The organism is Streptomyces sp. NBC_00876, from assembly GCF_045207435.1.
Taxonomy (GTDB): domain Bacteria; phylum Actinomycetota; class Actinomycetes; order Streptomycetales; family Streptomycetaceae; genus Streptomyces.
In genome coordinates, this window is sequence record NZ_CP108800.1 from 4924838 (window position 1) to 4949688 (window position 24851).

The 24851-nt window shown below is 72.8% G+C and carries 20 protein-coding genes; 8 read left to right on the top strand and 12 right to left on the bottom strand.

What is annotated here, in order from left to right; all coding sequences use genetic code 11:
* Nucleotides 1–80: 80 nt before the first annotated feature.
* A complete protein-coding gene (locus tag OG782_RS21600; protein ID WP_406453387.1) occupies nucleotides 81–767 on the bottom strand; it encodes a response regulator in 687 nt (228 codons plus the stop codon).
* A 61-nt stretch (nucleotides 768–828) separates the two neighbouring features.
* Complete coding sequence (locus OG782_RS21605; RefSeq protein WP_406453389.1) at nucleotides 829–2283, bottom strand: sensor histidine kinase; 1455 nt, start codon at nucleotides 2281–2283, stop codon at nucleotides 829–831.
* Between the two features lie 161 nt (nucleotides 2284–2444).
* On the opposite strand from OG782_RS21605, the gene OG782_RS21610 reads away from it, so the two are divergent.
* Nucleotides 2445–3008 (top strand): Uma2 family endonuclease, encoded by a 564-nt coding sequence (locus tag OG782_RS21610; RefSeq protein ID WP_406453391.1) that lies wholly within the window; start codon nucleotides 2445–2447, stop codon nucleotides 3006–3008.
* A 31-nt stretch (nucleotides 3009–3039) separates the two neighbouring features.
* On the opposite strand, the gene OG782_RS21615 is transcribed toward OG782_RS21610, so the two are convergent.
* The 3 genes from OG782_RS21615 to OG782_RS21625 form a co-directional block, all read right to left on the bottom strand.
* The gene (locus OG782_RS21615) at nucleotides 3040–3879 is read right to left on the bottom strand and encodes an enoyl-CoA hydratase/isomerase family protein (protein ID WP_406453393.1); all 840 of its coding nucleotides are present in this window, start codon (nucleotides 3877–3879) and stop codon (nucleotides 3040–3042) included.
* 133 nt (nucleotides 3880–4012) lie between these two features.
* Nucleotides 4013–6241 (bottom strand): acetate--CoA ligase family protein, encoded by a 2229-nt coding sequence (locus OG782_RS21620; protein ID WP_406453395.1) that lies wholly within the window; start codon nucleotides 6239–6241, stop codon nucleotides 4013–4015.
* Nucleotides 6242–6623: 382 nt separating this feature from the next.
* A complete protein-coding gene (locus OG782_RS21625; RefSeq protein ID WP_406453397.1) occupies nucleotides 6624–7811 on the bottom strand; it encodes a flavin-containing monooxygenase in 1188 nt (395 codons plus the stop codon).
* 148 nt (nucleotides 7812–7959) lie between these two features.
* On the opposite strand from OG782_RS21625, the gene OG782_RS21630 reads away from it, so the two are divergent.
* Together OG782_RS21630 and OG782_RS21635 are read left to right on the top strand one after the other, a co-directional pair.
* Nucleotides 7960–8412: a DoxX family protein gene (locus OG782_RS21630; RefSeq protein WP_406453399.1), complete on the top strand. Its 453-nt coding sequence runs from the start codon at nucleotides 7960–7962 to the stop codon at nucleotides 8410–8412.
* Between the two features lie 98 nt (nucleotides 8413–8510).
* Complete coding sequence (locus tag OG782_RS21635; protein ID WP_406459199.1) at nucleotides 8511–8894, top strand: Zn-ribbon domain-containing OB-fold protein; 384 nt, start codon at nucleotides 8511–8513, stop codon at nucleotides 8892–8894.
* Nucleotides 8895–8900: 6 nt separating this feature from the next.
* On the opposite strand, the gene OG782_RS21640 is transcribed toward OG782_RS21635, so the two are convergent.
* From OG782_RS21640 to OG782_RS21670, 7 genes are all read right to left on the bottom strand, one after another.
* Complete coding sequence (locus tag OG782_RS21640; protein ID WP_406453401.1) at nucleotides 8901–9491, bottom strand: DUF1707 domain-containing protein; 591 nt, start codon at nucleotides 9489–9491, stop codon at nucleotides 8901–8903.
* Between the two features lie 138 nt (nucleotides 9492–9629).
* A complete protein-coding gene (locus tag OG782_RS21645) occupies nucleotides 9630–10262 on the bottom strand; it encodes a DUF4157 domain-containing protein (protein ID WP_406453403.1) in 633 nt (210 codons plus the stop codon).
* 87 nt (nucleotides 10263–10349) lie between these two features.
* The gene (locus tag OG782_RS21650) at nucleotides 10350–12443 is read right to left on the bottom strand and encodes an ATP-binding protein (protein WP_406459201.1); all 2094 of its coding nucleotides are present in this window, start codon (nucleotides 12441–12443) and stop codon (nucleotides 10350–10352) included.
* Nucleotides 12444–12556: 113 nt separating this feature from the next.
* Nucleotides 12557–13264 (bottom strand): DUF4255 domain-containing protein, encoded by a 708-nt coding sequence (locus OG782_RS21655; RefSeq protein WP_406453405.1) that lies wholly within the window; start codon nucleotides 13262–13264, stop codon nucleotides 12557–12559.
* Nucleotides 13261–16452, bottom strand: coding sequence for a hypothetical protein (locus OG782_RS21660; protein WP_406453407.1), 3192 nt, complete (start codon nucleotides 16450–16452; stop codon nucleotides 13261–13263). The genes OG782_RS21655 and OG782_RS21660 overlap by 4 nt, the downstream gene beginning before the upstream one ends.
* 218 nt (nucleotides 16453–16670) lie before the next feature.
* Nucleotides 16671–17930 carry a hypothetical protein gene (locus tag OG782_RS21665; protein WP_406453409.1) on the bottom strand — a complete coding sequence of 420 codons (1260 nt, stop codon included), beginning with the start codon at nucleotides 17928–17930 and terminating at the stop codon, nucleotides 16671–16673.
* A gap of 136 nt (nucleotides 17931–18066) precedes the next feature.
* Nucleotides 18067–18822, bottom strand: a complete 756-nt coding sequence (locus OG782_RS21670) for a response regulator transcription factor (protein WP_406453411.1) — start codon at nucleotides 18820–18822, stop codon at nucleotides 18067–18069.
* A gap of 226 nt (nucleotides 18823–19048) precedes the next feature.
* On the opposite strand from OG782_RS21670, the gene OG782_RS21675 reads away from it, so the two are divergent.
* The 5 genes from OG782_RS21675 to OG782_RS21695 all read left to right on the top strand — a co-directional run bounded on the left by OG782_RS21675 (nucleotide 19049) and on the right by OG782_RS21695 (nucleotide 23582).
* Nucleotides 19049–20341 carry a hydrolytic protein gene (locus OG782_RS21675; RefSeq protein WP_406459203.1) on the top strand — a complete coding sequence of 431 codons (1293 nt, stop codon included), beginning with the start codon at nucleotides 19049–19051 and terminating at the stop codon, nucleotides 20339–20341.
* A gap of 559 nt (nucleotides 20342–20900) precedes the next feature.
* Nucleotides 20901–22427: a phage tail sheath family protein gene (locus tag OG782_RS21680; RefSeq protein ID WP_406453413.1), complete on the top strand. Its 1527-nt coding sequence runs from the start codon at nucleotides 20901–20903 to the stop codon at nucleotides 22425–22427.
* A gap of 68 nt (nucleotides 22428–22495) precedes the next feature.
* Nucleotides 22496–22936, top strand: a complete 441-nt coding sequence (locus OG782_RS21685; RefSeq protein WP_124720830.1) for a phage tail protein — start codon at nucleotides 22496–22498, stop codon at nucleotides 22934–22936.
* Complete coding sequence (locus OG782_RS21690) at nucleotides 22933–23424, top strand: hypothetical protein (protein WP_406453416.1); 492 nt, start codon at nucleotides 22933–22935, stop codon at nucleotides 23422–23424. Before OG782_RS21685 ends, OG782_RS21690 begins: the two co-directional genes overlap by 4 nt.
* Nucleotides 23424–23582 (top strand): DUF6760 family protein, encoded by a 159-nt coding sequence (locus OG782_RS21695; RefSeq protein WP_018519429.1) that lies wholly within the window; start codon nucleotides 23424–23426, stop codon nucleotides 23580–23582. The genes OG782_RS21690 and OG782_RS21695 overlap by 1 nt, the downstream gene beginning before the upstream one ends.
* Nucleotides 23583–24851 lie beyond the last annotated feature (1269 nt).

Consider the following 24851-nt stretch of genomic DNA (forward strand, 5'->3'; position numbering starts at 1 on the left):
TGCTGGCCGGCGCGGTGCTCGGCGGCTCGGTGGCCGCGGCCGTGCTGCTCGCGTTCCTGCCGCTCGCCAGGACGGCGGTGTCAGCGCTCGACCGGCGGCTCCGCCGGGGCGACGGCCCCGGCCTCGTGGGCGACGACCGCCGCAGCGGCCCGGTTGTCCACACCCAGCCGGGCCAGGATCGAGCTCACATGGGCCTTGACCGTTCCTTCGACCAGATGGAGCCGCCGGGCGATCTGCCCGTTGGACATCCCGCTGCCGAGGAGGGCCAGCACATCGCGTTCCCGGGCGGTGAGCGTACGGACCCGTTCCCGGGCGGCGCTGCGGCGGCCGGCCAGGGCGCCGGCGCCCGTCGCCGAGAGATGGGCGACGACCCGGGCCGCGACCTTCGGTGACAGATAGGCGGCGCCGCCGGCCACCGCACGTACCCCCGCGAGCAGTTCCTCGGGTTCGCCCGACTTGATCAGGAATCCGGCGGCGCCGCCTCCCAGCGCCTGGAGGATGTAGTCGTCCTCGCCGAAGGTCGTCAGCATCACGACGCCCGTCCCCGGCGCGGTGCGCCGGATCTCGGCGGCCGTCTCGATGCCGTTGGTCCCCGGCATCCGGATGTCGAGGACGGCCACGTCCGGGCGGTGACGGTGCACCAGTTCCACCGCTTCGTGCCCGTCACCCGCCTCGGCGACGACCTCGATGCCCGGATCGGTGGACAGCACGGAGCGCACCCCCGCGCGGATCATCGGCTCGTCGTCGGCGACGAGGACGCGGATCATGAGTCTCCCTTCGTGGGGCAGGTGCGGCAGGGGCTGCGGTTCATGGGGCAGGAGCCGCGGTTCATGGGGCGAGCGCCTCCTTGGACATCAGCCGGCCGTCCCGGAAGCAGAGCCGGTACGCGTCCCCGGACCGGTCGTCGAAGCGGTCCGCCGTCATCGCGTAGTACGCGCACGTGATGCCCGCCCCCTCGGGTTCGCCCGCCACCGGCCGTTGCGTGGTCTCGCGTTCGGGCAGCAGCCGTGCGGCCGAGCCCCGGTCCTGGCCCACCCGCAGCCGGGCGTAGTCGCCCGGGTCCAGGACGGACTGCCGGGCCGAGCGGATGTCCCAGGCCATGAGCCCGGCGCTGAGCACCGCCCACGCCACGAGGGGCAGCACGACGGCGAGGGTCAGGGCCCGGCGCGCGCGGCTGCGGGCGTGCCGGTGTTCCGGGGGCAGGGCATTCCGGACGACCCGGGGCGGGGCGGCCGGGAGACGGGCGGGCGGGGTGTGCGGGAGCCGCGCGGTGACCGCGAAGCCGCCGTCGTACGGGCCGTGGACGAAGGTGCCGCCCGCCAGCCGCACGCGTTCGGCCAGCCCGATCAGCCCGAGCCCGGTGCCGGGGACGTCCTGCGGGCCCATGTGTACGGGCGCGGGGCCGTTCTCCACCCGGACCGTTGTCTCCTCGGCCGTGTGCGCCAGGCGCACCTCCACCCGGGCCTGCGGCGCGTGCTTGGCCGCGTTGGTCAGGGCCTCCTGGACGACGCGGTGGGCGGCCCGTGAGGCGGGCGGGGGCATCGCGGCGGCGTCGCCCCCGATGTGCAGGACGACCGGGAGACCGGCGGCGGCGGCCTGTGCGACCAGCCGGGGAATGCCGGTGCCGGGTGGTCCGGGCGGCCCGTCGTCCGCCCGGTCGCCGGACTCCTCGCGCAGGAGACCGATCACCTCGCCGAGCCGCTCCACCGACGCGGCCGCCCGGGCCCGGATCTCCCCGGCCGCGGCCCGGTGGGCCTCGTCCAGACCGGGCGCGAGCTTGAGGGCGCCCGCCGACAGGGCGATGAGGCTGAGGTCGTGCCCGAGCAGGTCGTGCATGTCCTGGGCGATCCGGGCCCGTTCACGGGAGCGGGCCTGCTCGGCGACGAGCCGCTGCTCGCGCTCGAGGCGCCCCGCCCGCTCCCAGCCGGCCCGGACGAGCTCCTGGTACTGACGCCAGAAGCGCCCCGCGAACCAAGGCAGCATCGCGGCCACCGCGACCACCGCGACGAACCGCCCCGCCATCAGCAGCCAGGAGGGCACCAGGGCCACCGCCACCACTCCGCCGGCCACCACCGCGACGAGCACGAGAAAAGTGGGCCCGGTCCTGCCCGGCTCCCGGCCGGCGAGGAACGCCGTCACCGCCGCGGGCAGCGCCCACCACGGACTGACCGTGCTCAGCCCGACGCAGACCGCCGCGGCCACGGTCAGCAGGTCCCCCGGTGCGGCGGCCCGCCGGACCGCGCCGCTGATCTTCGCTCTCTCCACCCGGACGACCGTACGCATGCGGCGGCGGGTGCGGCACTGCCGAAGGTCAGGGGTGCCGGGCCGGCGCCGTGAGCGGCGGTCGGCGGGGAACGGCAGCGGCTTCCTGGGCTTCGGCGACACCTGGTGGCGCAGCGGATACTCTGAGTGGTCACAGGTGGTGCGGCGAGGGGAGACGTGAGATGACCAGCGCACCCGACTACGGGCAGGGCATCGACTCCGAGCGCGCACTGAAATTCGCCGTGCAGCGCATCCGCGGAGATCGTGTCCAGATCATCGAGGGGATCATCGAGTCCGTGTCACCGACCTGGGACCACGAACGCGCCGCCAGGGTGGTCCGCCGCCAGATCGAGGACCGTGTCGATGAACTCGGGTGTGTGGAGGGTTCAGGGAACCTGGACCTGCCCGGCTCGTCGAACTGGTACGTGCCCGACATCGCTGTCGTCCCCGAGTCGCTCGCCAGGGGCGGGGGAGCCCTGCTCCCGGACCAGACGCTTCTCGTCGTGGAGGTGACGTCGGAGTCCAACGCGGAGACCGACCGGGTCGTGAAGCGGCGCCGGTACGCCGAGTACCGGGCCCCGCTCTATCTCCTGGTCGACCGGATCGAAGGCAGCGTGACCTTGTTCTCCGAGCCCGGTCCCCTGGGCTACACCCACGTGGACGGACCGCACCCGTTCGGAGCGGTGCTGCGGTTGCCCGACCCGTTCGGCCTGGATCTGGACACCGGCGCACTGTCACCCGTCTGAGCCGGGGCCCGGTTTCCGCACCGGACAGCCCTCAGACCCCCCGGTACTTCGCAGCCCTTCGCTCCACGAAGCTCGCCACGCCCTCGTTGGCGTCCTGCGTCGTCATGTTGATCTCCTGGGCCATGGCCTCGGCGGCGAACGCCGCGGCCCGGCCCTCGTCCATCGACGCGTTGACGAGCTGCTTGGTGAGGGCGATCGCACGGGTCGGCCCCTCGGCCAGCCGCTGGGCCCAGGCCCTCGCCGTCCGTGTCAGCTCCGCGTCCGGCACGGTCCGGTTCACCAGGCCCAGGCGTTCCGCCTCCGCCGCCGGGAGCGAATCGCCGAAGAACATCAGCTCCTTGGCCCGCTGCGGACCGATCAGGCGCGGCAGCAGATACGCCCCGCCGCCGTCCGGTACGAGCCCGCGGCGCACGAACACCTCGATGAACTTCGCCGACTCCGCCGCCAGTACCAGGTCGCAGGCGAACGCGAGATGGGCGCCGATGCCCGCCGCCGTGCCGTTCACTGCCGCGAGGACGGGCTTCTCGCAGTCCAGGACCGCGGCGATCAGCCGCTGCGCGCCGAGCCGGATCGTCCGGGCCACGTCGCCCGGCACCCGGTCGCCGGTCTTCGGGGCGCCGCGCAGATCGGCGCCAGCGCAGAAGCCCCGGCCGGTCGCGGTGAGGACGACGGCCCGGATGCCGGGGTCGGCGGAGGCCTCGGCGAGCAGGGCGATGATGCGTTCGCGCTGGTCCCAGGTGACGGCGTTCATCGCCTCGGGGCGGTTGAGGGTGATCCAGGAGACGCCGTTGTCAGTGGCGTGAAGTATCAATGATTCAGGCGATCCGGAGGGATCGGCGTGGTCGGTGGTGTCTTCGGGGGAGGACGGCATGAGGCAGCTCCTGAGCAGGTGGTGGCGGGGCGTACGGCGGTGCGGTCGGCGCGGTGTGCGCGGCCGGTGGAAGGGTGCGGCGGCGGCCGGCCGGGGCGGGCCGGCCGTCGGCCGCGGGTGCGGCCTGGGCCGGTCAGCGGCAGACCGCCAGCGCGTCCAGGGCCACCGCGCCCTGTCCGCGGCCCAGCACCATCAGCGGGTTGATGTCGAGTTCGCTGAGGTCGTCGCCGAGTTCCAGCGCCATCCGCTGCACCCGCAGGACGACCTCGACCAGGGCGTCCACATCCACCGGCGGGCCGCCCCGCACCCCTTCCAGCAGGGCCCGGCCGCGCAGTTCACTGAGCATCGCCCGCGCCTGGTCCTCGCCGAACGGCGGCACCCGTACCGCCGCGTCGTGGAGCACCTCGACCAGTACGCCCCCGAGCCCGACCGTCACCGTCGGCCCGAACAGGGCGTCCTGCGTGACGCCGACCATCATCTCGACGCCCCGCTCCACCATCTGGCAGACCAGGATGCCGTCCAGTTCGATGTCCTCGAACCGTGCGATGTCGGTCAGCTCGCGGTAGGCGTCGCGTACCTGGCTGGCGGAGGTGAGGCCCACCTTGACCAGGCCCAGTTCCGTCTTGTGGGCCAGCCGCGCGCCGGACGCCTTCATCACGACGGGGTAGCCGACGAGCCCTGCCGCCCGGACGGCCGCCGCGGCGCTGGTCACCAACTGCTCGCGGGGCACCCGGATCCCGTACGCCCGCAGCAGCTGCTTCGCCGCGTGCTCGCTCAGCTGGTGGCCCGGCCGCATCAGCGCCTGGGCCTTGCGGAACGAGGGCGACGGTGTGCGCGGCGCCTCGTCGAAGGGGGAGCGGTAGGAGGCGGCGAACCGGTGGTGGTCCAGATAGGCCTTCACTGCGGTGATGCAGTTGCCGAAGGTACGGAAGGTGGCGACGCGGGAGGAGCCGAGCAGCGTCGTGCGGTAGGCGTCCTCCGTGCCGACCGGCGACCCCCAGATCACGCACACCAGCTTGTCCGTGGCCTCCGCCGCGTCCACCAGGTCCTGCGCGAGTTTGTCGCTCATCGGCGGGAAGGGGCCGGTGATCGGACAGATCAGCACCCCCACCTCCGGGTCGGCGAGGATCGCGTCGATGATCTTCCGCCCGCGCCAGTCGCCGACCGGGTGGCCGCCGTTGTCGACCGGGTTGGCCACGTTCAGGTAGTCGGGGATCCAGGTGTGCAGTTCGGCCTGCTTGGCCTCGGACAGCACCGGGAGCCGGAGACCCGCACCCGTCGCCAGGTCCGAGAAGTGCGCGCCCGTACCGCCCGAGATCGAATACACCACGACGCCGTCGGCCAGCGGCTTGCGCGCGCGGGCCAGCAGGGCAGCGGTGTCCTGGAGTTCGTCGAGGCCGTCCACCCGGATCACGCCGAACTGCCGCATCGCCGCGTCGACGACCTGGTCGGCGCCGGTCAGCTTGCCGGTGTGTGACGCGGCCATCCTGGCCCCCGTCTCCGTACGGCCCACCTTGACCGCCACCACCGGGACACCCGCCCGTGCGGCCCGGTCCGCGGCGAGCAGGAAGGAGCGTCCGTCCTTGAGGCCTTCCACGTAACAGGCGATGGCCCCGACCTCGGGGCGCTGGGAGAAGTACGCGATGAAGTCGGAGGTCTCCAGATCCGCCTCGTTGCCCGTGGGGGCCCAGTGCGAGAGCCGTACGCCCAGCTCCTGAAGCGTGTAGACGGGGCGTCCCTGGTGACCGGACTGGGTGATCAGCGCGATCGCCGGCCCGTCCAGGTCGTCGCGGAACTCCTCGAAGGCGTTGAGGTTGGTGTTCGGCCCGAGCAGCCGCAGCCCGGACCGCTCCACCGCGGCGGCCAGCCTGGCCTGCGCGGCGGCGCCCTCCGCACCGGTCTCGGCGAAGCCGGAGGCGAAGGCGACGGCGAACTTCACCTTGGCCTGCGCGAGCTCCTCGATCACCGGGAGCGGGTCGCTGACCAGCAGCACCGCCAGATCCACCTGCTCCGGCAGATCGGCGACGGAGGCGGAGCAGGTCCGTCCGAAGACGGTTTCACGCGTGGGGTGTACGGGATACAGCCGCGCCCCGACCCGCTCGGCCCAGGCGATCAGCTGACGGGTGATCCCGGTGTTGGGGCGTCCCTCGGTGTCGGACGCGCCGATGACGGCGACGGACTCCGGCCGGAAGAACCGGTCCAGATCCGGTACGGGTGCGTGCAGCGGGCGGCCGCTGACGTCGAGGTCGCCCTCCTCGGCAGTGGCCGCCATGCTGTGGACGGCGGCGTGCGGTGTCTCGCCGCAGGCCTCCACCCTGGCGCGGAAGTCGGTGGTGAGGGTGCCATGAGTCGATCCAAGCATCGTTCCGCCCACTCCTGCTCGAAAGTCCGTCGGCACTTGTGGTGCCCGGCCCGCGCCACAAAGCTGACGCACTGTCAGGTTACTGAACTGACGCTCCGTCAGGAATGGGTGTGCAGGCAAAGGCTGAGTGCGTTGACGGCACACGGCCGCGGGGGCGGGGGCCGCACTGCCGCCCCCGCCCCCGCACCCGCCCTCGATGTCCGCTTCCGGTGTCCGTGCCCGGTATCCGCTTCCGGTGTCGGGCCCGGTGTCTGTGTCCGGTGTCCGTGCTCGGTGTCCGCTTCCGGTGTCCGTGCTCGGTATCCGTGCCCGGTGTCCGCTTCCGGTGTCGGGCCCGGTGTCTGCGTCCGGTGTCCGTGTCCGGTGTCCGTGTCCGCTCCGGTCAGCCGGTGCGGGCCAGCCGCTTGGCGATCTTCAGTGCGTCCAGGGCCATTTCGCGGAACATGCCGCTGATCGGGTTGGTGAACCCGGTGAAGTACAGACCGGGTGCCTGCTTCGGCGTACGGCGGCCGTGCACCACCGGGCGGCCCCGGGCGTCCAGCACCCCGAGGTGGCCGACCAGCGGCTCCAGGGCCCGCTCGTAGCCGGTCGCGGCGATCACCGCGTCCGGGGTGATCCGGGTCCCGTCCGCCAGCACCACCGCGTCCTCGTCGAGCGACTCGACGGCCGCCACCGGAACCACCCGGCCGCGCTTGACCGCGTCGATCAGACCCACGTCCTGGACCGGGATGGCGCCGTCCTTGACCCGGGAGTAGAGGCCCGTGCCCGGGCGGGGCAGCCCCTGTGCGGCGAGGTCGGGCACGGCGACGCGGGCCATCAGGCCGCCGGCCCGGTCGACGAGCGCGACCGGCAGCCGGCGCACCAGGATGCCGGTCGCCTGTGCGGGCCAGCCCGCCGTGGAGCGGCGCACGATGTGTGGAACGGTGCGCACCGCGAGCCGCACCCGCGAGGCCCCGCCCTCCACCAGGTCGACGGCGATCTCCGCCCCCGTGTTGCCGACGCCCACGACGAGGACGTCCTTGCCCGCGTACGGGGCCGGGTTGCGGTAGGCCGAGGCGTGCACCAGCTCGCCGGTGAAGGTGTCGCGCCCGGTCCAGTCGGGGATCCGCGGGGTGTGGTTGTAGCCGGTGGCCACCACCACGGCCCGGCCGGTCAGTTCACGCCCGCCGGTCGCGGTCAGCCGCCACCCGGTACCGTCCGCCGCCCGGTCGACGCGGGAGACCTCGACGCCCGTCACCACCTCCAGGGCGTGGTGCTCGACGTACTTCTCCAGGTAGCGCACCACGTCGTCCCGGGAGACCCAGCGTCCGAACCTGCGGGGCATCGCCAGTCCGGGCAGGGCCGACCAGCGGCGGGTGGTGTGCAGGTGCAGCCGGTCGTAATGGCGCCGCCAGGACGCGCCGACGTCCCCGGACTTCTCCAGGACGACGGCCCGGACCCCCTGCGCGCGCAGGGCCGCGGCGGCGGCCAGGCCGCCGGGGCCGCCGCCGATGACGTAGACGGGGCGGTCCTCGGTGAGGTCGATGGGGGCCGGAGCGGCGCTGCTGGTGGTGGGTGTGCTGTCGGACATGCTTCGGAGCGTAATCGCGCAGTCGCTTGATGGGTCTCGGTCAAGGCCGGAATCGATTGCGAATTGATCACGGGTGCGCACCTCTTGCGCAGGCCGCCGCCATCAGGTGAACTGACGTACCGTCAGATTACGTGAACGGGAGGGCCCCATGCGGACGATCTGGCTCGACGGAGCACAGTGGCTCGCCGTGCTCCGAATAGGCCTCGGCCTGTGGTGGCTGGAGAGCTGGCGCCACAAGGACAAGAAGGGCTGGTTCGAGCGCGGCACCGGCATCGCCTGGGCGGCGGACGTCGCGGGCAAACACCGCTGGCCGGTGGTCAAGGCCGGCTTCGAGAGGATCGTCGCGCCGCGCCCCAAGGCCATGGCGTACCTCGTCGTGTACGCGGAACTGGCTCTGGGCCTCGGCCTGGTGACCGGCTTCCTCACCCCGGTCGCCCTGGTCGCCGGGCTCCTGCTCAATCTGCTCTACCTGGTGCTGATGATCCACGACTGGGCCGAGCAGGGGCAGAACGCGATGATGGCGCTCATCTCGCTCGTTGCCCTGTTCGCGATGTCCTGGCAGACCTGGTCCCTCGACGAAGCGATCGGACTCTTCCTGTGACGCCCCCGACCCCGGCCGCCGCATCCCCCGCCCCGGCCCCCGGTGCGGCCGCCTCCAAGGCCCCCGCCCCGGCCGCCGCGCAGGCCCCCCGCTTCGACCTGCCGGAGCCCGACGCCTTCACCCGCCCCTACTGGGACGCGGCCGCCGAAGGGCACCTGCTGCTGCGACGCTGCCGCGCCTGCGGCCGGGCGCACCACTACCCCCGCGAGTTCTGCCCGCACTGCTGGAGCGAGGAGGTCGACTGGGAACGGGCGAGCGGCCGGGCCACGCTCTACACATGGTCCGTCGTCCACCGCAACGATCTGCCCCCGTTCGGCGCCCGGGTGCCGTACGTCGCCGCCGTCGTCGACCTGGCCGAGGGGCCGCGGATGATGACGGAGGTCGTGGAGTGCGAGGAGAGCGCGCTCGCCATCGGGATGGAGCTCCGGGTGACGTTCCGGCGGGAGGAGGGGCGCGAAGCGGTGGCGGTGTTCAGGCCCTGAACGGGCTCAGCGCGACAGTTCCTTGCGCTGCTTGCGGCGTTCCCGGAGGTTGGGGTGGCGCACGGTCACGCCGCCCGCACCGCACGAGCCCGTGATCCGGAGCACCGGTGTGCCGGGCAGCCGCTCGCCCGAGGTCTTGTCCTTCAGGCCGCCGAACCCCGGATCCAGCGCGTCGGTGTCCGGCCTCCAGCCCACCGGGACCACGAACACCACCCCGGCCATCTGCGCGTCCACCGTCACCTCGATCTCGCGCAGCCGGCACTCGGCCTGCGTGAAGTCGAGGCGTACGCCGCCCAGCCCCCCGTACGCGGCAATCCGCGACGGCACCTTCCAGCGGCCCGTCCGCACCACGCCGTGGATGCCGCCCTTCACGGTCAGCGGTTCGCCCGGGTCGAGCACGGCCGGTCCCAGGTCGTCGGTGAGCGGGGCGAGTTCGGCGAAGGTCTTGGCCGTGAGCGCCTGACCCAGCCGCTCGTCCAGTTCTTCGAGGTCGATACGTCCCTCGGCCGCCGCCTCCCGCAGCTGTTCCACGACCGCTTCGCGGTCGGCGTCGGAGGCGCGCATACGGCCGGCGGATCGCGAGGGCTCTGCAGTCATGTGCTGATGATACGGACGTCCGGGCGCGAGGCCGATGCCCGCGCCCGGCGCCCGCGCCCGATGCCCGCGCCCGATGCCCGCGCCCGGTGCTGCCGGCCGCCCTCCCGTCGCACGTCCGGTGCCGCAGGAGCAAACGCCCTATGCGTCCCGGCCGTTCACCGGGTCCACCGCACGGGACGGCGGTGTGGGCGTGGCCATCGCCCGGTGGGCCGCCGCCTCCGCCTCGCGCTCGAAGCGGTCGGAAGGATCGGAGATCCGCAGGCCGTTGCCGTCATCCGTGCCGGCGACCGGCCCCTGCCGCTGCTGGATCACATGGGTGAGTTCGTGGGCGAGCGTGTGCTTGTCCGCGCCTTCGGCCCCGATCACCACATGGCTGCCCGCGGTGTAGGCCCGCGCGGAGATCTCCTCGGCGGACCGCTGGGCCGCCGGCCCGGTGTGCAGCCGCACGTCGGAGAAGTCCGAGCCGAGCCGCTGCTCCATCTCGTCCCGCAGCCGCGGATCGAGGGGGTGGCCCGGTGACTTCAGGACATCCGTGACGGTGGAGCGCTGCACCGCGGAGCCATTGCCCTCGCGCCCGTCCGCGGAGACCTGCCCCGCCTCGGAGAGGATGCGGCTGACCGCGGCGTTGCCCATCGTGCGCTGGAGGGCGTCGAGCGACTGCGGACTCATCGCCTCCGGGACGGCGGCGGGCCGGGCGGGGGCCGGGGGACGGGATTCCGGGGCCTTGCGCCGACCGGTTCCGGGTGCTTCGCCGATGTCGTTGCTGTGCACTGAGGTGATCCCTTCGCATGGCTTCACGGGTGGTCCCTTCCGCACCGGAAGGGCGCCGGACAGGTGCGCGGTGACCGGGGCTGCCGGTCAGTCCCCGCGCCGGGTGCGCTCCAGCCACGGGCCGAACTCGCTGTCCAGGACCAGCCGCCCGAGCTTGCGGTACTCGGCGAGGACCGCCGAGACGAGCTGCCCGGTGTCCAGGGGGCGGCCCGACTCCGCAGCCTGGTAGGCGGCGGTGACCGCGCAGGCGCGGATGGAACCTCCCGTCAGCTCGAAACGCGCCGCACAGGTCCGCAGGTCGAGACCGGGGTCGCGGGGAACCTCCGTACCCAGGCAGCGTTCCCACAGGGCCAGGCGCTGCTGCTCGTCGGGCACGGGGAAGTCGGCGACCACGTCGAGACGGCGGGTGAACGCCTCGTCCAGGTTGGCCCGCAGATTGGTGGTGAGTACGGCGATCCCGTCGAAGGACTCGATGCGCTGGAGCAGATAGGCCGACTCCACATTGGCGTGCCGGTCGTGCGCGTCCTTGACCTGCGAACGCTTCCCGAAGACGGCGTCCGCCTCGTCGAACAGCAGCACCGCGTTGACGTCCGACGCCTCGACGAAGATCCTCTCCAGGTTCTTCTCGGTCTCACCGATGTACTTGTCCACCACGGAGGACAGGTCCACGACGTAGAGCTCCATGCCCAGGTCGGCCGCGACCACCTCGGCCGACATGGTCTTGCCCGTCCCGGACTCCCCGGCGAACAGGGCGACGATGCCCCGGCCCCGGCCCCCGCCCGGCCGCATCCGCCACCGGCCGAGCACCTGCTCACGGTGGCGTGCGCGCAGGGCGAGGTCGGACAGCTGGTGGCGGGTAGCCGGGGGCAGCACGAGGTCGTCCCAGCCGACCGTGGGCTCGATGCGGCGGGCGAGCCGCGCCAGCCCCGCCCCGTTCTGGGCCCGGACCGCGGTACGCAGGTCCTGTGCCTCCACCGGACGTTTCTCCAGGGCGGCCAGCCGGGAGGCGACGGCGGCGGCCCTGCGGATCTGGCCGGAGTCGAGCCGGTAGGCGCGGGTGGCGTCGAGGAGGCGTGCCTCGGCCGCCGCGGTCCCGGCGGCGATTCCGGCCGGGGCGCCGGCCGGATTTCCGGTCGTTGTTCCGGCCGCCGTGAGCGCCCGGCGCCACCGCCGTGCCGCGTCCGCCGGGTCGGGAGGCAGTACGGAGAACGTCACCGGGCTCTCGCCGGCCCACAAGGGGTCCCAGGTCTTCTTCCCGTACATGATCAGCGGGGAGGCGCCGCCGAACGCCTCGCAGAGCCCGTCGATCAGCGCGGCGCCCCCGGGCCGCTCCGGGGCGAGCGTCTCCAGCGGCCCGAGGACGAGACCGGCACCGCTCAGCCGCGCCTCGGTCGCCAGGATCCGCGCCGTCCGCACCGGTTCAGGGGCGGCGGCCAGGGCCGCGGCGTCCACCACCAGCGGGCGCAGGCCGGCCGTGAGGAGCGCGTCGGCCGCGAGGCGGCCGGGGTCGCCGCCGCGGTCCAGCAGATGCACCAGGCCGCTGCCGGTCCCCAGCGCCGCCGCGACCCGCAGCGTCGTCGGACACGCGTCCGGCTCCTCCCGCGGCCCGGCCACCCGCACGAGACCGTGCAGCCTTCCGTCCACCCCGTCGTCGCCGAGCAGATGAGCGGTGACCCGGTCCGGGACGCGCAGGACCCGTGAGAGCAGCGGTCGTTCGTCCTCCCGCACCTCCACCAGTCCGGCCGCGACCAGCGGGGCGGACGGCGAGAACCGGAAGCGGCCGGAGCCCGCGGCGGGCAGTCCGCAGAGTTCGAGGGCCAGTCCGATCGTCGCCCTGCGCCGGGTGAGGTCGTCGTTGAGGTAGCCGTACAGCCGCTCGAACCGTGGGTCGATGTCCGGGGCCATCGCGATCAGCAGGAGATCGACGTCCGGCGGGACCAGGGCGAAGTCCGCCGCGAGGGCGGCGATCCGGCCCTCGGCCGGGGGCGGCGGGGCGCCCTGAGCGTGGTCCGGGACCGGGCGGAACGCGTCGCGGGACTCCAGGATCCGCTCGGCCGCGGCGGGGGTGAGGTACTGCCCCCGGTACGGGTCGTTCGGTTCCGGGTCGGTCTCCCGGCGCAGGGCGACGGCGTGCCGTACCCGCCGCTCGATGTGCCCCAGCGCCTCCCAGAGGTCCTCCACGGCCGTCGGCGGGGCGGCGGCCTCGGCCGGGGAGGCCGGCGGGGAGGCCGGCGTGGTGCCGGCTTCGTCCGGGGCCGGCTTTCGGACGCGGGCAGGGGCCCGGTGTGCCGTGGTCACCGGGCCGGGCCTCCGCGCCTGCGCCGGCCCGGCGGGAGCTGCCGTTCACGCTCCGCGGCGAAGCCCTGGCCCTGGGCGTCCGACGGCCCGTCGTAGCGCAGCCGCCGCCCCGGCTCAGTCGCCTCGCCGTCACGTCCGGGCACCGTCCGCACCAGCAGGCCCTCGGTGACCGGCGGCCCGGCGGCCTCCACCTCACCGGCCAGTGGTGCCCATACCCGCAGGTCGATCGCGGCCTTCAGCTCGCCGCCGAGCGCGGACCACACGTCCACGGTGGACGGCCGGTCGCCGGAACCCGCCGACGCCGCCTCCATCTCCACCGTCATCCCGAGTTCGGCCAGGCTGCCCGTGAGCATCCGGGAGGGCATGACGTCCGTGCGGATCAGACAGCGCAACACCTCCGAGAGCAGACGGTGTTCGTCCTGCGGACGGTTGGTCCACGCGGTCAGCAGATAGGTCAGCTCGAACCAGCGCGGAGGTGTCCGCCGCCCCGTGACCACGCCCTGGTCGTCGTACTCCTCGGCCGTGCCGGTACGGCGGCGGGTCGCGTCCTCACGGATTCCGTACAGGAAGACGCTGACCGTGGGGGCGTTGCGCCGCGCGGACCAGTCCCGGGTCGGGGCGTCGAAGACCAGCTCCACCCCGCTCTCCTGGAGGCCGGCGTCGACCAGCAACAGCCGCAGCCCTTCGTCGACTTCGTGGATCACCGGCGTCCCACCTCGTCCGGCGGGACGATGGTGCCGTAGACCACCAGGAAGTCGGTGGTGACCGGGCTGAACCCGGGCCCCGAGGCGGTGATGGTGCGCGGTCCCGTCCGGTCCTTCACCAGGATCAGCAGCTGGGCGATGAAGGTGCCGTCACCGCCCGGCCGGGCCGGTGGCGCGGCTGCCGTGATCCCGGGCTTCCAGGTGAGCTTCACCGGAGCACCGGGCGGGAAGTCCTTGCCGCGTACCGAGGTGACGAACCCCGGCTTGCCGACCTCGGGCACCGAGACGATGCGCGGCTGGAGGATGCGCAGCGGGATCCGGGAGACGTTGTCACCGCGGTCGGCGTCGGTGCCGCTCGTGGTCAGCGTCCCGGTGACCTTCGTCCGCAGGGCCCGGTCCGGGGCGAGCACGACGCGCAGGACCGAGGAGGCACCCGGCGCCAGGTCGGGGATCGGGCACACCCCGGCGGCGCAGCCCGCCGGAAGGGTGGCCACCGGGATTCCGGCGGGCAGCCCGAGCCGTAGCCGCAGGCCGGTGGCGAGCGCGTTCTTCCCGTTGCGCACGGTGTACGTCAGCACGACCTTCCCGCCGACGTACCCGGGGCTGGGCTGGGCCCGTACGACGACCCCGGGACCGGCCTCGGGCGGCAGCGGAGCGGGCGGCTGCGCCGGTGGTACGGGAGAGGGGCGATGCGGCGGGGTGTGCGGGGTCGTCGAGGGAGCCGGGCCGGGCGGCGGGGGGACGTTGCGGACCCGGACCGTCGTCCCGGTGGCGTTGTCCGTGGGGTTGGGGTCGACGACGGCTCCGGTGACCGACCAGCCGAGCTGCCAGGGTCCCGCCGTCACACCCGTCAGCCGTGCGGTGACCTTCACCTCGGCGCCCGGTTGCAGCACGCCCAGATCACAGCTGGGCGAACCGGCGGCGCAGGTACCGGCGGTGGTGGTGAGCTCCTCCAGGCGCACGCCCGGCGGGGTGTCGGCGACGAACGTCGTGCCGGGGGAGGGGGCCGGACCGCGGTTGGTGACGGTGACCGTCACCGGCACCGAGGAACCGGCCTCCACCGACGGGCCGACGGGCGGCGCGGTCAGCGCCAGGTCGACCTGCTGCTGGAAGGCGGGCTCCTTCTGGCGGCCCGGAAGCTTCGCGGTCAACGGGGTCAGCGTGCCCGTGGCGAGGTCGAGTTCGGACAGCTGCTCGGGGGAGTTCGGCGCGATGTCCCGGCGGGAGCTCAGCACCAGGCGCCCGGCGTCCGCCGACCAGGCCACGTCGCGCGGCTGGTACGGCCCGGTCGCCGAGACGTCCGGGATCTGCTCGCCGCACGCGGCGGGGTCGTCGCGCCGGGAGGCCGGCAGCACGACCCGGCAGTCCGAGCCGTCCGGCGAGGTGACGACGACGCTCGCCCGGTGGTTGATCTGGTCGGCGCGGTCCTTGCGGTTGAAGGCGATGGCCTTGCCGTCGGGCGAGAAGGCGGGGCTGTCGTCGATCACCTTGCACTCGCCGGGGCAGCCCGTGACGCTGAGGTCGCGCTGTTGGCCGAGCGCGTTCACCGGGGCCGTCCAGACGTGCTTGATCCCGCCGAGGCCCCGGATCACCTCGTTACGCGTGAAGGCGAGCGTGGTGCCGTCCGAGGACCAGGCGGGCTGGGCGTCGCCGCCCGCCACCTCCCCCGCGGGTGGGACCACCTCGCCGATGATCTTCTTCGTGGCGACGTCGGCGACGAGGACCCGGCTCGGCCGCGCCGTGTCACCGGCAGCGGGGGGAGACGTCCGGGTGAAGGCCAGCTTGGTGCCGTCCGGGGAGAACGAGGGGTCGGTGTCCCAGTCACCGGCACCCCGTCCTTCCACGTCCATGGCCGCCGCGTTCGTCCCGTCGGTGCCGGCCAGCCAGATCCGCTGGACACGCACGTTGTCGATGGTCTCGAAGCGCGTCACGGCGATGTTCCGGCCATCGGGCGTGTAGGTCTGCCGCTCGGTCCAGGGGTCGTAGCCGGCCGCCGGGTGGAACAGCGGGTCGTCGGCGGGATCCTCACTGGTGTTGGACCAGGCCCTCGGGTCCTCGCGCAGGACGTCGAGCCTGAGGTCCCGGGGGTCCGAGCCGTCCTGCCGCATGTCCTGGAGCGTGACGAGGTCCGGATCCACGGTGGTCCTGTGGGTGACGACCACGTTCCAGGAGTCCCCCCAGTCGATCACGGCGGGAGACTCCATCTGACGGTCCTCGGAGAGCTTCATCACCGGAACCGGGTTGTCGAGGGAGCCGGCCCGGTACACGTGGTCGTAGACGGAGCATCCGCAGTCCGTGTTGGGGCTGAGGAAGACCAGATCGTCCCCGTCCGGCGCCCAGGCGGCCGAGCGGGTGCCCCAGCCGGCGAAGGCGCCCGTCAGCAGGGGGCGTCCGGTCCCCGGACCGTTGGTGACCCGCAGCCGATGCCCGGTGTCCGTGTCCGATTCGGGCTCCTGGTGGAGGGTGTACACGAGGAGTTCCCGGTGGGCGTCGTCGTTCACCGGATTCCACTCCGGCTCGCTCGCGTCGCCCTCCGTGGGATCGCTGACGCAGGTCACCGCCCCACCGGACAGCGCCCGTTCGTAGATCTGTGTGCCCTGTTCGGGGCCGCCGTCGCTCGCGAACGCGATCCGGGTGCCGTCCGGGGAGAGCGTCGGATGCGTCTCGTCGGCGGGCGTGTCCGTCAGCCGCCGCGGACCGGAGCCGTCGACCCCGACCGACCAGAGGTCACGCTGAGCCGAGGGGGCTCCGGGATCGGCCGAGTCGAACACCACGGTCCGGCCGTCGGGGGAGAGTTCGGGGTGCGCGGCATCAAGGCCCTTGGTGAGCTTGCGTACGGCGCCGTCCGCGTCGCGCAGGTAGACCTGGGGCTTCGCCTCGTCGCGGAGGCTGGTGAAGACCAGCGTCCTGCCGAGTCCGAAGGCGTCCTGGTCGTAGTGGGCAGGGCCGGTGCTGAACAGGTCCTTGGAGGTCGTCACGGAGGTGCGCAGCCCGAGGCTGCGGTGCCCGGTGCCGGCGAAGGCGATCCGGCCGGTGTCCGCCCCAGCCGCCTCCGCGGCGGCGGCCGCTCGTGGGGCGCCCTGCGGGGCGGACATGGAACCCGCCACCAGCAGCGGGGTCAGCAGCACCACGACACCGCCCAGTCGGCGTGACCGGGTACGTCGTGCCGGGCCAGCAGGACCGCCCACGGTCCACCTCACAGTCTGGTCGATGGTTCTCCACCTCAAGCATCGCGGGCGCGGGGGAACACGGACAGGGCCCGGAGTACCCCGAGCGGGGAAGACCCGGTGCCCTTTGCGGCTGTTCACCGCCGGACAGGGCACCACGTCTCCCCGGCGCCACATCCCCCACACCTGTCTCGCGGACCGGCCGGCGTGCGCCGTCCCGGCCCCGCGCCCGTCGCGTCCTACGCCGTCCCGGCCCCGCGTTCGCGGGCGTCGTCCCGGCGGCCGCGGGCCGTGCCGGAAGCCGTCAGCAGCCGTGCGTAGAAGGGGTGTCCCTGGTCGATCCCCCACAGGTGCATATAGATCAGCATCTGGTTGATCACCGTGTCGTACTCGACCAGCGCGCCCGACGCGCCCCCGGCCGCCTCGCCGTAGCTGATCAGACGGAGCTTCTGCTCCTCGGTGATCCGGTCCCTCCCCGCGAGGTTGAGCGCGTATCGCTCCAGCTTGTTGGGCTGTGCCCCGTAGTGCAGTTTCTCCTCGAGCAGCCGGTACTGGAATCCGGTGAAGTCGTTGTTCTCCTCCAGCGCCGTTGCCAGCTCTTCGAGGGTCCTGCTGCGCTCCTGGGCCAGCGCCCTCACCTGTTCCACGCTCGCCCCCGACTCCACAAGCTCCATCGCCGGGCTGCTGCCGAAGGCCTGATGGGCCGCCACATGGGTCAGTTCGTGGGCGATGTGGCCGAGGAGGAAGGGGGTGCCGCCCGGGGCCTGGGTGGCCACACCGAACGAGAACGACGGATCCTCGCCCTCCACGGGCGGGTTGAGCTTCATCCCCGGCATGCTGCTCCATGGGTACTGGAGCACTGTCACCAGCGGTACGACGGTCATCAGTTCCCCGATGACGGTGCGGGTCTCGGCGGGCAGCGTGGGGTGCGCGCGGAGGGCGTCGAGCTGCTGGACGTAGCCGCTCATCATGGTGTGGAACCGTTCGGCGGGGATCAACTGGGCCGTGCGGTGGGCCTGGTCGGTCGGCACCATCGTGTCGCGGTCCTCGGCCTGCAGCTGATCGATCTCCGTGATCAGGCCGCGGTAGACCGATTCGAGGTCCAGCTCGATCCGTGCCTGTTCCGCCTGCCGGGAGAGCTCCTGGGTGCCCGTCACCCGTACACCGCCCTCCGTCTTGTGGGAGGTGTAGGCGCTGCATGCGTCGATGACGTCCTTGAGCGCGAACAACTGGGCGCGCTGGTCGTCCTGCGGGACCTGCTGGAAGGCCTCCAGCGCCCGGTCCACCTTGGTGATCTCCGAGCGGCCGCGCGGCATCCGGGTCGAGGTGCTGTCCTTGAACGCCTCCGGGGTCATCATCCGGGACACCGTGATCAGCTGTGCCGTCGCCGCGTTGCCCAGGGTGCTCTGCAACCGGTCCAGGGTGCCGGGACGGTGGCGCCGTGCGGGGGAGGCGGACACGGAGTCCGGAGACGGACCGGCACTCTCATGGGTACGCATACCGCCACGCTAGGCCGGGGCGACGGCCGGCCCCAGGGACCCCGGGGCACCGCGGGGGCAGTACCCGTTGCCCCCGCGGGCCCGTCGGTGCGGCCTCCCGCGGGAGGCCACCCGTCCCGGTGGCAGCGGGCGCGGCTCAGATGAGGCCGTGCCGCATGGCGTAGCCCACCGCATGGGCCCGGTTGCGCAGTTCCAGCCGGGTCGCCACCTCGTGGAGCACGTTCTTGACGGTCCGTTCGGAGTACGACGTCTTCTGCGCTATCTCCGCGGTGCCGTACCCCTCCGACACCAGCCTGATCATCTCCGCCTCCCGCGCCGTGAGGGTGGAGAGCGAGAGCCCGCGGGGGTCCAGCACCGTGCGGTGAAGGCTGCTGACATGGCTGAGGAGCTTGCCCAGGAGGTCGCCCGGCAGCACTCCTTCGCCCTTCGCGAGCGCCGTCACCAGGTGCACGAGACGGTCCTGGTCGGCCTCCCCGCGCCGCAGCACGGCGGCGACTCCGTACTCGATCAGCGTCTGGAGCGCGCCCGTCTCGAAGAAGCCGACGACGAGGCCGGTGCGGGTGGAGGTGTTGCGCTGGAGGCGGTGCAGGAGCTGGACGGCGGGTTCGTTCACCATGTCCACCACGACCAGGGAGACCTGCGCGCGGTCGGCCTCCTCCTCCGGTATCAGTTCTATCTCCGGCCGGAGGCGTAACTGGTGGACCATGCCGGTCTGAAGGATCAGGTCCTCCGCGTACACGGCTACCGAGATCCTGCCTCCCGGGGCCGGTGCCGGTGCCGGGGCCGCCGTCGGCGTGCCGTCCCCGGGGTGCTCCGGCCCCGGCACCGGCGCCGTCGGCCCGCGGCTGCGGCCGCCCGCCGCCGCTGTCTTCATCACTTCTGTCATGGTCATGTGGTCGTCTTCCTCAGTGGCTTCCGTCGCTGTCCGATCCGTCAGACGTCGTGCTCGCCCGGCCGGTGACCGGGCAGGGGGACCTGGCCCGGGGACGGGGCGCCAGGACCCGGCGGGAGTGTGCCGCCGGGGCACCGGGGCTGCCCTCACATTGCCCTTCCGCCTCTGCTGCCGGGGCCGGGGCGCGGCCTAGCGTCGCATCGTGACCACATCTGCCGAATTCGACATAGCCACGGTGACGGTGTCGCCCGGCGCCGGAGCGACGAGCACGCTGACCGTGCGCAACGACGGCGACATCGTCGAGGCGTACACCCTCGAAGTGGTCGGCGACTGTGCGGCGTGGACCACGGTGGAACCGGCGCGGGTCTCCCTCTACCCGGGCACCTCCGAGACCGTGACGGTGCGGCTCGCGCCGCCCCGCTCCCACGAGGTCAGGGCGGGCGAAGTCCCCCTGGGTGTACGGGTGCTGCCCGCGGAGCACCCCGAGTCGGTGGCCGTTCCCGAGCTGACGGTGGTCGTCGAGCCCTTCCATGAGCTCCGGGCGAAGCTGGAGCCGGGGCGGCGCAGGGGCTGGCTGGGCGCCCGGTTCCGGACCTCGGTGCAGAACCTGGGGAACACCCCCGTCGACGTGGTGTTCACCGCAAAGCAGGCGGGGGAGGAACTGCGCCTCGCCTTCACCCCGGAGAGCCGGAGCCTGAAGCCGGGCGAGTCCGCCGATACGGGCCTGCGGGTGCGGGCCAGGAAGCTGATCTGGTTCGGCGCTCCGGTCACCTGGCCGTTCGAGGCCGGGGCCGTGGAGCGCGAGGGGGCCGCCGCCGAGAGCGAGCAGCCCGGCCGGCCGGAGCCCCTGCCCGGCGAGTTCGCTCAGCTTCCCTTGCTGCCGAAGTGGCTGCTGATCCTGCTGGCGGCGCTGCTCGCGCTGCTGGTGGCGTGGTTCGCGCTGGTACGGCCCGCCGTCCGCAGTACCGCGAAGGAGGCGGGGGCCAAGGCGGCTCAGGAGGAGAACAGGGAGCGGCCGCAGGGCGGTTCGGCGGCCGGCGGGAGCACCGGCGGCGCCCCGGACGGCGAGCAGAGTCAGGGTGCCGGACCGGGTACGGAGGGGACCGGCGGTGCCGCCACGGGCGGCTCGGGCTCGACGGGCGGCACCGGCACGGCCAACTCCCAGCAGAGTTCCGAGACCATCGACGTGCAGACCGGTGCCGGAGCCAAGAAGGACGGGACCTATCAGGTTCCGGAAGGAAAGGTATTCGGCGTCACGGACATCGTGGTGGCGAACTTCCAGGGAGACGAAGGGGTGCTGACGATCTCCTTCGGGGAGCGGAAGATCACCACGATCGCTCTGGAGACGTTCCGCAACCAGGACTATCACTGGGTCACCCCCATTCGGATACCGGAGAACGCTGCTGTCACGGCCTCCGTGACCTGTTCCAAACCGGGGACCCCGGCGACCGGAACGCAGGCCTCCGAATGCCACCAAGTGCTCAATGTCAGTGGTGTGCTGAGCGATATCGTGCCGTAGGAACGATAGCGCCGGATTCCGTCCCGTTCGTTTCGATCGTGTGGACAATCGGGGGTCTGGCCAGCGGGGATCTTCACAGGCCCGCGCACCGGGATGTGTCCTTACACACACCGGCGTGAAATCGGGAACGGATTCCGCGGAGGGTGCGATGGCCGGTGAATGCCGGTCCCGCGCTGTCCATTCCCTGGATTTATCGGATGGCGGAAGACGCCCGGTCTGTGAAAACCCTGCTCGCCGGGGAGGACCAGGATCTCCCGGCCCGCGATCCGACCGTGGAAATCCGGCCGATCCGGCCGCGCGGGCCCAGTGATTTCTGGCTGAAATCAGTCCCTCGCAGCCCTCGCCGTCCTCAACACCCTCGCCGCACGCGTACGGGTGTGCCCGGGCGGGGCCGCCGTCCCGTCTCGACGGCTGCGGCGCACAAGGGCCTTACCGGGCGTCCGGGGTGCCCGGGAAGGCAGTCGCCCTGCCCCGGGGCCAGGACTTTGGGGCCTACTTCCCGCAGATACCCCCGGGCAAGACTGAACAGGCGAACGACTGACCACCCGAAGGAGCGAGCATGCCGTCGTACCTCACCCCAGGTGTATACGTGGAGGAGGTGCAGTCCGGAGCACGGCCCATCGAGGGAGTCGGCACCGCGGTCGCAGCCTTCGTCGGGTTCGCGGAGACCGGCCCCTTCCACCGGCCGACGCTGGTGACGAGCTGGGACCAGTACGTGGCGTCCTTCGGCACCTTCACTCCCGACGCCACTCTGACGCTCGCCGTCCACGGGTACTTCAGCAACGGCGGCGGCGCCGCGTACATCGTGCGCATCGGCGGCCCGGCCGAGGACGCGTCGCAGGGCTCCGCGCCCGCGGCGGCGCCGTCCGTCGCCATCGGCGGCTTCCTGGTCTCCGCCCGGCCGGGCGCCGGTGACGGCCTCTCCGTCGAGGTCGCCGACCCCGAGGGCGAGAACCCTCCGGAGGACCGGTTCCGGCTGCTGGTGCGGCAGGGCGGCAAGGTGGCGGAGACGTACGACACCTCCGTACGCAAGAACGTCAAGGGCTACCTGGTCACCCAGGCCCGTCAGTCCAAGCTCATCGAGGTCACCGAGCAGCCCGGCGCGGCGCAGACCCGCCCCGAGACGCAGACCCTCTCCCTCGCGCCCGCCTCCCCGGCCGCCGGCGGCACCGTCCCGGCCGGCCCGAGCGAGTACGTGGGCGACGCGTCGGCCCGTACGGGCATCGCGGCCCTGGAGGCGATCGACGAGATCACCATCGTCGCCGTCCCGGACCTGATGAGCGCCCACCGGCGCGGCGACATCGACGACGACGGCGTCAAGGCCGTGCAACTGGCCGTCATCGCCCACTGCGAGCAGATGGGCGACCGGGTCGCCGTCCTGGACGCCCCGCCCGGAATGAACGCCCAGCGCGTCCGCGCCTGGCGCAACGAGGACGCCGGATACGACTCGCGCTACGCGACCCTGTACTACCCCTGGCTCAAGGTCCTCGACCCGGCGACCGGACAGCAGACCCTGATCCCGCCGAGCGGCCACGTCGCCGGGGTCTGGGCCCGCAGCGACGGCGAGCGCGGGGTGCACAAGGCGCCCGCCAACGAGGTCATCCGCGGGGCGCTGGACCTCGAACTGCGCCTGAGCAAGGGCGAGCAGGACCTGCTCAACCCGATCGGCGTCAACTGTGTCCGCGCCTTCCCCGGGCGGGGAATCCGGATCTGGGGCGCACGCACGCTCTCGTCCGATCCCGCCTGGCGCTACCTCAACGTACGCCGCCTCTTCAACTACCTGGAGGAGTCCATCCTCCTGGGCACCCAGTGGGTGGTCTTCGAGCCGAACGACGACCGCCTCTGGTCGAGCATCCGGCGCAACGTCACCGCCTTCCTCACCGAGGAGTGGCGCCGGGGTGCGCTCTTCGGCCGGACGGCGGAAGAGGCCTTCTACGTCAAGTGCGACCGCGACAACAACCCGCAGGAGTCCATCGACCTCGGCCAGGTCGTGTGCGAGATCGGCGTCGCCCCGGTGAAGCCCGCGGAGTTCGTGATCTTCCGCCTCTCGCAGTTCTCGGACAGCACCAGCCTCGTCGACGAGTGACCCGCACCCGCCGTCCCCGTCGAGCAGTGACCCCAGCAGGCAACGAACGGAACAGGTGACACACAGTCATGGCAGAGGGCGATGCTCTTTCCACCCACGTCTTCGGCGTACAGCTCGGCGGCTATCTCGTGGAGTCGATCCAGGAGATCAGCGGTCTGACCGTCGAGGAGGAAGTCGTCGAGGTCCGGCAGGTGACCGCCGAGGGCAAGCAGATCATCCGCAAGCAGCCCGGTGCGCGCCAGGCCGGAGAGGTGACGATCACCCGCGGGCTCGACAAGAGCAGCGAGTTCACCAAGTGGATCAAGGAGACGCTCAACAACGGAGCCGTCGACACCGCACGCCAGAACCTCACCATCGAGATCAAGGACTCCAAGGGCGAGACCGTCCGCCGCATCCAGCTGATGCAGGGATGGGCCAGCAAGTGGGAGGGCCCCTCGCTGAAGGCCGGTGAGTCGAGCGCCGCGACGGAGACGGTCACCATCACCTTCGAGGAGATCGTGGTCGAATGAGGCGCAGGACTGTTTCCGGCGGCGGCCTCGAAGAGGTTCTCGACAGCCTCGCCACCGCCGCGCCCGCCCCGGGGGAGGAAGCCCCGACGCCTCCTCCCGCCCGGGAGCCGGACCGCCAGGACATGCGTACGGAGTTCGACTTCGAGCTTCCGCGGGGTTACGTCGACGACGCGGGCCAGGTCCACCGGAGCGGGTCGATGCGACTGGCCACCGCACGGGACGAGCTGCGCCCGCAGATCGACCTGCGGGTCAAGGAGAACCCGGCGTACCTGAGCGTGGTGCTGCTCAGCCAGGTGATCACCCGGCTCGGCACCGTCACGGACGTGCACGCCGGGGTGGTCGAGCGGATGTACGCCACGGACGTGGCGTTCCTCCAGGACTTCTACCGCCGCATCAACAGCGAGGGCCACACCCACGCCGCGGTGACATGTCCGCTGTGCCACGGGTCGTTCGAGGTGGATCTGTCGGGTGAACGCCTGGGGGAATAGTGACGTACGCGCCTGCCCGGCTGCGGGAGGAGCTCGCGTACATCGCCTACCACTTCCACTGGCAGCGTGAGGAAATCCTCGACCTCACCCATGGTGAGCGGCAGGAGTGGGTGAGGGAGATAGCGCGGATCAACACCCGCGTCAACGAGAGCGGGTGAGGGCGTGGAGTTCAGGAACTGGTTCCGCGGCGGGAGCCGGCGGCAGGCCGGCAGCCCCGTCCCGGGAGCGGCCCCGGGGCCGGTCGGGGCACCGGCCGGGGGCGGCACCGGGAACGGTCCGGAACCCGCGGGCGGCACCGATGGCGGCCGGGAACCCGGTGCCGGGCAGGGCGGTGTCCGGCCCGCACGTCCGGACGCGGACTGGGACGGTGGCTGGCGTCGGGTCGCGCCACCGGCCGTGACCGTCGCCCGGTCCTCGATCGGGGTGAGCGACGGACTGCGCTTCAGGTCCCGGCTCGCCTCGTGGCAGAACCTCGGGTTCGGCAGCGAACTCGGCCATGCGGTCCTGCCCTCCGCACCGGTGGGCCTCATCCACGGTGTGGCGCGGCCGGGCACGGCCCGTTCCAGCGCCCCCGGAGCGCCCCTCCTGCTGCGCGCCGCCGCCGGCGGACAGGAGCAGCCGGTACAGCCCTCGCCGTCCGGCGCCCCGGGCCGTGCGCCCGCCGTCCGGCGGCCGGGCGGCACGCAGCCCCGGACCGCATCCGGCTCCGACGCCGCGACCGCCCGGACCGGACCCGATCCCGCACCCGGCCCCGGGCCGTCCGCCGCCCGGACGGGCCGCACGTCCGCGGACACCGGCCCCGCCCCGTCCACGCAGCCGCAGCAGCGGCCCGCCCGGGTCCGCCCCCGGCGCACCGCGCCATCCCTGATCGTCGCCCGACGGCCGGCGAGGGCTCTGCGGAGTCTGGCCGCCTTCGCTCCAGCCGCAACACCCCCATCGGATACGGGAGTCGGGCCATCGGCCGCGCCGGGCCTGGTCCCCACGGGCCCTGCGGAGCCCGGGCCCACCATTCAGCCGGAGCGTGACCCGGGTACGCCCGCCACGCCTCCTGTACGTCCCGCCCTGGGCAAGGCCCTGCGGGAACTCCCGTCCGGAGCGGCCCCGTTCGGGCCGGCCGGACATGGAGGGCAGGCCGGACAGGGCGGCCAGGGTGGAGTCGCATCCGCAGGGCCGGCCGTGGAGCCCGGGGACGCGGCACTGCCCGTGGTCCAGCGGCAGACGCAGGAAACGGCTGCTCCGGCGGCTGCTCCTCCTGCCCCGGGGGTCCCGTCGTCGGTGCAGCCCCGGCAGCGGGGTCGGCAGCCGGCGGAAGGGCCGTCGAGGGAAGAGCCGCCGGCAGACCGGCCGCTGAGGGAACGGCTGCCGAAGGACCAGCAGGCGTCGGAGCGCCAGGAGCCGGTTCCCGGCGCGGCACCGGTTACCGGCGA

Bases quoted from the DNA above. Each gene is read 5' to 3' on its own strand.
- OG782_RS21600 (WP_406453387.1), bottom strand. From the start codon at position 767: ATGATCCGCGTCCTCGTCGCCGACGACGAGCCGATGATCCGCGCGGGG.
- OG782_RS21605 (WP_406453389.1), bottom strand. From the start codon at position 2,283: ATGCGTACGGTCGTCCGGGTGGAGAGAGCGAAGATCAGCGGCGCGGTC.
- OG782_RS21610 (WP_406453391.1), top strand. From the start codon at position 2,445: ATGACCAGCGCACCCGACTACGGGCAGGGCATCGACTCCGAGCGCGCA.
- OG782_RS21615 (WP_406453393.1), bottom strand. From the start codon at position 3,879: ATGCCGTCCTCCCCCGAAGACACCACCGACCACGCCGATCCCTCCGGA.
- OG782_RS21620 (WP_406453395.1), bottom strand. From the start codon at position 6,241: ATGCTTGGATCGACTCATGGCACCCTCACCACCGACTTCCGCGCCAGG.
- OG782_RS21625 (WP_406453397.1), bottom strand. From the start codon at position 7,811: ATGTCCGACAGCACACCCACCACCAGCAGCGCCGCTCCGGCCCCCATC.
- OG782_RS21630 (WP_406453399.1), top strand. From the start codon at position 7,960: ATGCGGACGATCTGGCTCGACGGAGCACAGTGGCTCGCCGTGCTCCGA.
- OG782_RS21640 (WP_406453401.1), bottom strand. From the start codon at position 9,491: ATGACTGCAGAGCCCTCGCGATCCGCCGGCCGTATGCGCGCCTCCGAC.
- OG782_RS21665 (WP_406453409.1), bottom strand. From the start codon at position 17,930: ATGCGTACCCATGAGAGTGCCGGTCCGTCTCCGGACTCCGTGTCCGCC.
- OG782_RS21670 (WP_406453411.1), bottom strand. From the start codon at position 18,822: ATGACCATGACAGAAGTGATGAAGACAGCGGCGGCGGGCGGCCGCAGC.
- OG782_RS21680 (WP_406453413.1), top strand. From the start codon at position 20,901: ATGCCGTCGTACCTCACCCCAGGTGTATACGTGGAGGAGGTGCAGTCC.
- OG782_RS21685 (WP_124720830.1), top strand. From the start codon at position 22,496: ATGGCAGAGGGCGATGCTCTTTCCACCCACGTCTTCGGCGTACAGCTC.
- OG782_RS21690 (WP_406453416.1), top strand. From the start codon at position 22,933: ATGAGGCGCAGGACTGTTTCCGGCGGCGGCCTCGAAGAGGTTCTCGAC.